Annotated in this window: 8 protein-coding genes; 4 read left to right on the forward strand and 4 right to left on the reverse strand. The window is 52.1% G+C overall.

All coding sequences use genetic code 11. The annotated features are described in order from the left end of the window. The coding region (locus HYU99_10910; protein MBI2340853.1) for a CoA activase at window positions 1-3,570 on the forward strand (3,570 nt) is incomplete at its 5' end. A gap of 71 nt (window positions 3,571-3,641) precedes the next feature. Then, window positions 3,642-5,195: a 2-hydroxyglutaryl-CoA dehydratase gene (locus tag HYU99_10915; protein ID MBI2340854.1), complete on the forward strand. Its 1,554-nt coding sequence runs from the start codon at window positions 3,642-3,644 to the stop codon at window positions 5,193-5,195. Between the two features lies 1 nt (window position 5,196). Here the strand turns inward: HYU99_10915 and HYU99_10920 are convergent, their stop codons facing one another. Next, complete coding sequence (locus tag HYU99_10920; protein ID MBI2340855.1) at window positions 5,197-5,634, reverse strand: PIN domain-containing protein; 438 nt, start codon at window positions 5,632-5,634, stop codon at window positions 5,197-5,199. Next, window positions 5,615-5,854 (reverse strand): type II toxin-antitoxin system Phd/YefM family antitoxin, encoded by a 240-nt coding sequence (locus tag HYU99_10925; GenBank protein MBI2340856.1) that lies wholly within the window; start codon window positions 5,852-5,854, stop codon window positions 5,615-5,617. Before HYU99_10925 ends, HYU99_10920 begins: the two co-directional genes overlap by 20 nt. A gap of 214 nt (window positions 5,855-6,068) precedes the next feature. Here HYU99_10925 and HYU99_10930 point away from each other — a divergent pair, with 214 nt between their 5' ends. Then, window positions 6,069-7,049 carry a HEAT repeat domain-containing protein gene (locus HYU99_10930; GenBank protein MBI2340857.1) on the forward strand — a complete coding sequence of 327 codons (981 nt, stop codon included), beginning with the start codon at window positions 6,069-6,071 and terminating at the stop codon, window positions 7,047-7,049. Between the two features lie 45 nt (window positions 7,050-7,094). On the opposite strand, the gene HYU99_10935 is transcribed toward HYU99_10930, so the two are convergent. Both HYU99_10935 and HYU99_10940 read right to left on the reverse strand, forming a co-directional pair. Continuing rightward, window positions 7,095-7,502, reverse strand: a complete 408-nt coding sequence (locus tag HYU99_10935) for a type II toxin-antitoxin system VapC family toxin (GenBank protein ID MBI2340858.1) — start codon at window positions 7,500-7,502, stop codon at window positions 7,095-7,097. A gap of 1 nt (window position 7,503) precedes the next feature. Beyond that, window positions 7,504-7,761 (reverse strand): hypothetical protein, encoded by a 258-nt coding sequence (locus HYU99_10940; GenBank protein MBI2340859.1) that lies wholly within the window; start codon window positions 7,759-7,761, stop codon window positions 7,504-7,506. Between the two features lie 371 nt (window positions 7,762-8,132). On the opposite strand from HYU99_10940, the gene HYU99_10945 reads away from it, so the two are divergent. Continuing rightward, window positions 8,133-8,843 carry a hypothetical protein gene (locus HYU99_10945; protein ID MBI2340860.1) on the forward strand — a complete coding sequence of 237 codons (711 nt, stop codon included), beginning with the start codon at window positions 8,133-8,135 and terminating at the stop codon, window positions 8,841-8,843. The last annotated feature ends 146 nt before the right edge of the window (window positions 8,844-8,989 follow it).

An 8,989-nucleotide genomic window follows, 5' to 3' on the forward strand; every position in this document is an offset into this window, starting at 1 on the left:
GTCGGCTCCACCACCGTAAAAGCCTGTGTGGTCGATCCCGACACGCTTCAAATCCTCTGGAGTGACTATCAGCGCCACGAAACCCGTCAGGCTGAAAAGGCGATGGAGTTTCTTGTCCGTATCGGGAACGAATTTTCCGATGTCTCCACCGAAAATATCCGGATCTTCACGACCGGCTCCGGGGCGGGGCCCGTGACCAAGCCTCTCGGCGGCAAGTTCGTACAAGAGGTGAACGCCGTCACCATGGCGGTGGAAAAATTGCATCCCGATGTCGGATCGGTCATCGAACTGGGCGGGCAGGATGCCAAGATCATCATCTACAAAGCGAATGAAGAGACCGGCGACAAGCAGGCGATCACCTCGATGAACGACAAGTGCGCCTCCGGGACCGGCGCCACCATCGACAAGTGCGTCATTAAAGTCGGGGTCGAGCGCGAATTTTTGGGGAATCTCAACTACGACGATTCCAAACTCCACCATGTGGCGGCCAAGTGCGGCGTCTTTGCCGAAACCGATATCGTCAATCTCGTCAAATCGGGCATTCCCGCCAACGAAATTTTAAACAGTCTTGCCGATGCGATTGTGATGCAGAATCTCTCCGTTCTCACCCGCGGGAATACGCTCCGGCACAAGGTGCTGCTCCTCGGCGGACCAAACACCTATCTTCCATTCCTGAAGCAGTGCTGGCACAAACGGATTCCCGAGACATGGAATGAACGGAATTATCCCTATCCCAAGGATGTCCCGATCGAAGAACTGATCTTCGTCCCCGAAAATGCCCAATACTACGCCGCCTACGGTGCCGTCATTTACGGCACCTTCGAGGAGGCCCATGTCGGTGTCTATAAAGGACTGAGTGATTTGAAGGAATTCATCACCTCGGGGCGGAAGGCCCAGCTTGGGTCGAATGCCGGCAAGCCGCTGGTGAAGAATGTCGATGAACTTGAAATCTTCAGGGAACAGTACAAAATTCCAAAATTCAAGCCGATCGAGGTGAAAACCGGCGATGTGGTGCGTGGTTTTATCGGTCTCGACGGCGGTTCCACTTCATCCAAGGCGGTCCTTGTCGATGAGAAGGGGGAGCTTATTCTCAAGGCCTATCAACTCTCCAAAGGGAATCCCATCAAGGACACGAAAGATATTTTGCTTCAGATGAACGATTTTTTTGTCGAAAAAGGGGCCACCCTCGAGGTCCTTGGTTTTGGGGCGACCGGTTATGCGGCCGATGTATTGCAGGAGTCGGTCAAGGCCGACGTGAATATCGTCGAAACCGTGGCCCACATGATGAGCGCCGTCCATTTTTTCGGGAACGATATCGATGTTGTCTGCGACATCGGCGGGCAGGATATCAAAGTTTTATTCATGCAGAACGGCGACATCAAAAATTTCCGTCTCAGTAACCAGTGTTCGGCCGGAAACGGGATGCTCCTTCAGGCGATGGCCGATCAGTTCGGTGTGAAGGTTCAGGACTATGCCGACGTTGCCTTCCAGGCCTCGCTGGCCCCCAAGTTTTCTTACGGTTGTGCCGTTTTTCTCGACAGCGACCGCGTCAATTTCCAGAAAGAAGGGTACGCGAAAGAGGAATTGCTCACCGGCCTGGCGCAGGTTCTTCCCAAAAATGTCTGGCAGTATGTGGTGCAGATTCCGCGCATGTCGGAGCTGGGACGAAAGTTTGTCTTGCAGGGAGGGACCCAGTACAATCTCGCCGCCGTCAAGGCGCAGGTCGACTATATCAAAGAAAGGGTCCCGGGGGCCGAGGTTCTTGTTCATCCCCATTGCGGCGAGGCAGGGGCGATCGGCGCCGCCATGGAAACGCGGCGGGTGGTTCAACGCCGCGGTTTTTCCACCTATATCGGTCTCGGCGCCACGATCAATTTAAAGTATACTTCCAAAAACGACGAATCGACCGTTTGTCATTTTTGTCCGAACAACTGCAGTCGAACCTTTATCGATACGGAAACTCCGGATGGAAAAACCAGCCGCTATATTTCCGGTTTTTCGTGTGAAAAGGGGACGGTCGAATCGAAAGAGGCGATGGTGCAGGTGGCCAAAAATCGCCAGCAGTTGAAAAAGAAATTTCCGAATCTCGTCGATTACGAGGCCAAGACAGCTTTCACCGTTTATGATTCTGACCCAATCCCGGCCGTTGGAACGACGATCGACGATATCGCGGTCAAAAAGACCCTTTTCGGGAACATCAAGCGCAAAGCAATCAAGCGGCCGATTGTCCGATCATCCGCAAAGTCCGCCGAAGAACGTCTTAAAATCCGCATCGGCATTCCGCGCGTCTTGAACATCTACAGCACCGCCCCCATTTGGACCACCTACCTCCATACCCTTGGTATTCCGGAGTCGAACATCGTCTATTCCGATTTCACCTCCGAAGAGATGTGGGTGGAAGGAGGAAAGTACGGTTCAATCGATCCCTGCTATCCCTCCAAAGTGGCGCAGGCGCATCTCCACAATCTTCTTTTCCACAAGCATCAGGCCGACAAGCCGCTCAATTATATTTTCTTTCCGATCATCACGCATGTCTCTTCTTATCTGGAAGGAATTATGGACACCGCTTCCTGCCCCATTGTTGCCGGCGCTCCGGAGGTGATGAAGGCGGCCTTCACGAAGGAAAACAATTTCTTCAAGGAACGGGGGATCACCTATCTCGATCCGGCGGTGACGATGAACGAGAAGACCCTTTTCAAGCGGCAGATGTTTGAGACCTTTGGCCCGCTTTTGGGGGTGACCGAGGATGAAAGTGACTGGGCGATGGATCAGGGGTGGAAGGCGCTGGATCGGTTCAACCTCAATTTGCAACAGAAGGGGCGCGAAACGCTCGACTGGGCCGAGGCGAACAACAAGATTACCCTGTTGATGATCGGCCGGCCGTATCACACCGATCCCGGTTTGAATCACAGCGTGCTCGATGAATTTCAGATATTGGGGTATCCGGTTCTATCGATGCGTTCGCTCCCGAAGGACCGGGACTACCTCAACCGGCTTTTTAAGGAAGACCTCGAAAGGGGAGTCATCAAATCGCCGTACGAAGTCACCGATGTCTGGCCCGAGAACTATTCCACCAACAGCGCGGAAAAAGTGTGGGCCGCCAAGTTTGCCGCCCATCATCCGAACGTGGCGGTGCTCGATCTCTCCAGCTTCAAGTGCGGGCACGATGCTCCCACCTACGGGATCATCGACAAGATCATTTCAACCGGCGGTGTTCCCTACTCGGCGCTTCACGAAATCGATGCCAACAAGCCGGGAGGTTCCATCAAAATTCGGGTCAAGACTTTTGCCCATTCTTTGTCATTAAGAGAGGAAGTTTTGGCCGACCGGTTGCTGAAAATGGATGAACTGACCCGCCGCATCGCGGAAAGGCGGCGTGAGCTGATGCACTTTTACGGCCTCGGCCTGCCGGAAGTCGAAACCGCCTCCGATGAAATCCCGGTGGAATTGATGGTGGAGAAGGAATTGGAGCGGATGAAAAACAGGTCGCAGGCCGAGGAACAGATTCCGGCGGTCCGGCCGATCGACATGCCGGACAGACAGGCAGAGGTCGAAACTTTCAATGTGTGAATTGTGAATAAGGAGGTCCTATGGAAAATAATTTGAATCAAAATCGTTTGCCCGCCCATCCGGGCGCCGTCATGGCCGCCATCGAGGCGGAATTGGCCAAATTCGAAAAAGAAGAGCGCGTCCGTCTCGGACTCCCAACCGAAAAAAAGCAATGGGAGGAAAAAGTCAATCGCGCCTTCTACGCCGACCAGCGGGCCCATACCACGATTCTCGTTTCGGGCCTCACCATGGCGCATGACCACTTTGTCCAGGCGGGGCTCACCGGGCTCGGCTACCAGATCAAGGCGATGGATTGTCCCGACAACGATTCGCTCCAGATGGGAAAAGAATATGGCAACCGCGGCCAGTGCAATCCCACCTATTTCACCGTCGGAAACCTGGTGAAATATCTTATCCAGCTCCGCGACAAAGAGGGGATGAGCACAGAGGATATCATCGACAGGCATGTCTTTCTCACTGCCGGTGGCTGTGGTCCCTGCCGGTTCGGAATGTATGTCACCGAGTACCGCAAGGCCCTGCGCGATGCCGGGTTTGACGGATTCCGCGTCATGTTGTTCGAGCCGAATGGCGGCATGAATCAGGCGACGGGAAAAGAGGTTGGTCTGAAAATGGACAAAGATTTTTTTGTGACCTTGGCCAAGTCGATTTTCGCCGGCGACGCATTAAATGCGATTATGTACCGGATTCGTCCCTACGAGGTAGAACGTGGGGCGACCGACAAGGCGGTTCTCGAATGCCGAGAAATCATCATGAAGGCGCTTAAGGAACGGACCTCTATCTTGAAGGCCCTCTGGAAGAGCCGGAAGATTCTTCGTCAAGTCAAAGTCGATCGAACGATTGTGAAACCGAAAGTCAGCGTTATCGGCGAATTTTGGGCGATGACCACCGAAGGGGAGGGGAACTACCGTCTTCAGCACTTCCTCGAACAGGAGGGGGCGGAAGTCGATATTCAGCTGATTGCCGGCTGGGTGCTCTACAATATCTGGCAGGCCCGGGTGGATACCCGCCGTCGGATGACGCTCAAGGCGATGGACTTGGGTACCCGCAAAGGGTTGAAGACCGAAAAGGTCGGAAAGAAATTCCTGACCCTCTGGGTCGCCGAAAAGATCCTGCGGGGCACCTTCAAGACCTTTGCCTTCTGCCTGGGTTTACGGAACTACAAACTTCCGGACCAGGACGAAAACGCCCGGGTGGCGCACGAGCATTACAACAACGATTTGCGTGGCGGGGAAGGGCATATGGAGATCGGCAAGCTGATCCAGAATGTCATCCATAAAAAGGCCCACATGACCTTGTCGGTCAAGCCCTTTGGGTGCATGCCGAGTAGCGGTGTTTCCGACGGCGTGCAGTCGGTCATCACCGAAAGATACCCCGAGGCGATTTTCCTCCCGATTGAAACCTCCGGTGACGGCGCCATCAATGTTTACAGCCGAATCCAGATGGTCCTTTTCAAGGCCAAACGGAAGGCCGAAGAGGAATTCGAACAGACGCTCAAGGAAAAGGGCTTAACCCGCGAACAATGGGCGAAGAAGGTTGCCAAGAAAAAGAAAGCCCAGGACGCCACCTACTACAGCAAGCATACGGTCGCCGGCACGACGGCGAATATGGTGTGTGAGTTGATGTGATCTATTTGATCAACGAGATTTCGTCGTAAGGAAAATCTTTTTTGTTGCAGGTATAAAGTTCCTTCACGCCGTGTGAGACCATGACCGCCACGATGTTGGCGTCGTGGATGATATTCCCCTTCAAATCATACTTTTCAATCAAGTCCAATAACGTCAGCCGCGAAAAATTGTTGCTGTGCAACAAAACCATTTGAAATAGAAGATGCCAGCCGAGCAATCTGGCTTCGCGGGATGAGACCGGTTTATGGGTCAAACGGGACTGGGTCACAACCACCAGAGTTTCGCGAACAATCTGTTCGGTAAGGCAAAAGCGGTATCCGGTCTTGTGCAGTTGTTCCAAATGATTTCTGACTTCCGCATGATGGTCGGAATCGGCATCCAGCGCATAGACCAAAATATTTGTATCCAGGACGCAGAACTTATCTTCCTTCTTTGCCATAAATTTCGGAACGGGAGAGAGTCCCCTTCGTGCCGCCTAAATGATAGATGGGAAGGCCCCAAGGGGCTGATTCGGTTGTGTGACCGGGAGGGGTCAGGGGAACAATAGCGACCAGTGGCTTGTTCCGGCGTTCTACAATCACCGGTTGACTGGTGTAATAAGCCCGGTTAATGATTTCGCCCAGATTGTTTCGGGCCTCGCTGGCAGTGTATTTTTTCATCGTTAGGTGCCGAACTGTTCAATTCATTTTCAAGTGTACAAAATGTTGGCTTAATCGTCAATTGTTTATTGGCCATTTTCGCCAGATAAGTCTTGGTTGCGAGGCAGATGCATTTAACTTATTGATATTGCGTAGTATTTTAAGTTAAAAAAACAAATTATCCCCGCAACTTTTTCCAAAACCTGCCGATAATCAGTTAAGGCTATTTAAGCGCTTGGGAGAAGAAATGACGGAACCTTTAAAGCCAACAGCCATGGATGCCACTTTGAGTGAAGGGACCCAAGTCGCCCTCACGGTCGATCCATCGGCTCAAGTTTTTCTCCAAAAAAACGGTCCCTCCAGCGGCGGTGGTGACGATAATTTGTCGCAGTCCCTGGAATCATCGAAAATCCTGAAGGAACTGGAAGATGGCATTCGATATGTTCGTTCTACGGGCCTGAAAGTGCCGGAAAAAATGGATGTTGTGCTGGTCAATCTTCCCGGTGAAGACAGTCAATCTCGTTCCCATGCCTTCTTCGCCAGACGTAAAATTGTTTTTGATGTGAGTGAAGATATAGACGGTGCGTTAGGTGTGCACGAGGTCACCCATTTGGCCACTCCTCATCTTTGTGCCTCTGCATCTACGTTTTTGTGCGAAGGCTTCGCGGTTTATCTGGAAGATAAATACGAAGGGTCTGCAATCAGTTCCGTCTCCGTTTCGGATGCCGAGTTGCGCCGCACAATTTCAGGAGCAAAATTTTACAGATCGTTTGGCGATAATCCGGGCTTGCGAAGAAGAGAGCATTTAAGCTACAGGTACGGAGGGCGCATCTGGTTTTTATTGGAATTTCTTTATGGGCCCGAAAAAGTCCTGCAAATTGTCCAACAGATCGAATCCGATCCGGCCCCTTCGATAGGGGAAGTTTTTATCCGTTTAACCGGATATTCCGACCGGTATTGGATTGCCAATCTTTACGGTCTTGAAATTAAAAAATATCTACCGGCGTTGATCGAGGGGCTTAAGAATGCCGATCCGGGTGTTCGTCGCAGGGCCGCCGTTGCGTTAGGAGAGATGGGTCCGGACGCCAAAGAGGCGGTGCCAGTGCTGATTAAAATGCGTAAGAAGAAAAAAGATTTGTCTGTCCGTCAAGAGGCCTCCTTGGCTTTAGCAAAAATAGATACGAAAGCGGAAGTTTCTGGCCCGGCAGAGAAATGAGGGCGGGTTGAAATTGGGGACGGCGAATTTGGTGTGTGAGTCGGTTTAATGGTAACACCTCAAACCCAACTTTTCAAAATCATCATCAAAAGCCAGACATGGGATGTTCTGCAGGTGTTCCTTGACCAGAATGTAAGAAATGACATCACAAAGCGATAACCGCTTGTCGGATGCAAATTTTTTGAAAAGGCTTAACGACCGTTGGCGGATTTTGTCGTCAATGTAAATAACCTGAATGCTTGGCAAGACTTTTTGAATGAAATTGACAGCCGCCTGATAACTGTAACGGTTCCTCAAAAGGGTCACTGTTTCGACAATAATCTCCCAGCTTGAAACCAGACCAAGATTGTTGGCGTCCACCGATTTGCTCAGTGTGGTCGCTTCCGGGTGGCGGGAATCGCGGGAGTCGGCAAGGGCGTAATAGAACGAGGTGTCGGCAAAAACGGAGCTCATTTTACAGGAATTGATCGTGGTCTTCCGCAATCGAGCCGCCTGCGGGATATTCGATTTCCGGTTCGCCAGCCGATTTTCCAAATTCCAGCAGGGCTTTACCGATAGAAACACGGGGTTTGCGGGCAGTAGGGGCCCTCAGTTCACCCACCGGGATGCCGTTGAGCGTAATCACAATCGCCCGATCCGGATTTTTTCGAAGCCTCTTTAAAAGCGAGGAAAGGTTTTGCCTGACCTCACTGACGGCCATTTCTTGGTGCATACCTATTTGTACAACCTTGTACAGTCTTGGTCAAGGCTTTTTTGTCGTGTTTGTCGTGTAGGTGACCAGCCCTCACGAAGTGGCCGGCACGACGGCGAATATGGTGTGTGAGTTGGTTTAAATCGGGTGATGTTCCGCAATTGCCTAACCCCCCGAATTAATTACTATTAATAATTTAAATTACTAATCCCTCGCAAACAGGAGGTTGTTGTCCTATAATGGCGAGCGAGGATCGGATTTAATCCGTCCGAGCGAACGGGGGGTACGGGGGCGCCAGCGGCAAAGCCCCCGATTTAATAGCTTAAATTTGCGGGTCCGAAAAGATTAAAATCGATCAGCAGACGGGGTGGGGGATTAACAAGGAGGGGGTCATGAAAAAAATATTTCTCGTTCTTGGCCTTGGGTCTGTTTTGATTTTTTTCTCTTCCCCCGTTTTGGCTTACACCATCCGCGTCTCTGTCACTCAAGGATCCAACCCGGTTACCGACTCCATCAATGTCAATTGCAATCTGCAGGTGTCTCCATGGACTTCCACCCAGGTTACGACCTCCACGGGAGGTGTCTATGACTGCGCGGTTGACAATCCGGGAACCTACACGGTGGGGGCCAACTGCAAAACCTGGCCCTGTAGTTACGGCGGCTATCCCTCAACCCCGGTAACGGTGGCGGCGGGGGACACGGTTGTCAATGCGTCTTTAAGTTTCACCCTCCTGGATAAATTCATCGACGTCACGTTACAGGCTGGGGACAGTGTGATTTGCGACAATATGAGTGTTAATTGCAACGAAATGGGAGGGGCCTGGACTAACGCGACAGCCAACAGTTGCACCGGCCAAGTCTACCGGCTTTCCGTCGGTACAGGCACCTACAATTGCATGGCCCATTGTAATTCAATGTCCTGCGATGTTTCCGGAGGGTGCGCCCAGAGTGTCACCATGGCGGATTCGGATACCACAAAGACGCTTACATTGAATTTTTCAACGAACAATTCCACCCTGTCCGGCGTGGTTACCGCCGCCGGTTCGCCCGTGGCCAATGCCTGGGTCAGCATCAACAATTTTAAGTCAACCGCCACCGTATAGGTGCCTGCGGGGGCCGTTGCCGTAAAGGCGCCGTCAGCGCCCGTTTGAGCGGAGACATTAGTTTGTGAAGAGGAACAAGCGTTCGCCGTGTTTCCCCCCCCGAGACCCGCCGTATCGCCCCCCCCGCCGGTGGCGGTTGACTTAAA

Source organism: Deltaproteobacteria bacterium, assembly GCA_016183175.1.
Taxonomy (GTDB): Bacteria; UBA10199; UBA10199; order UBA10199; family SBBF01; genus JACPFC01.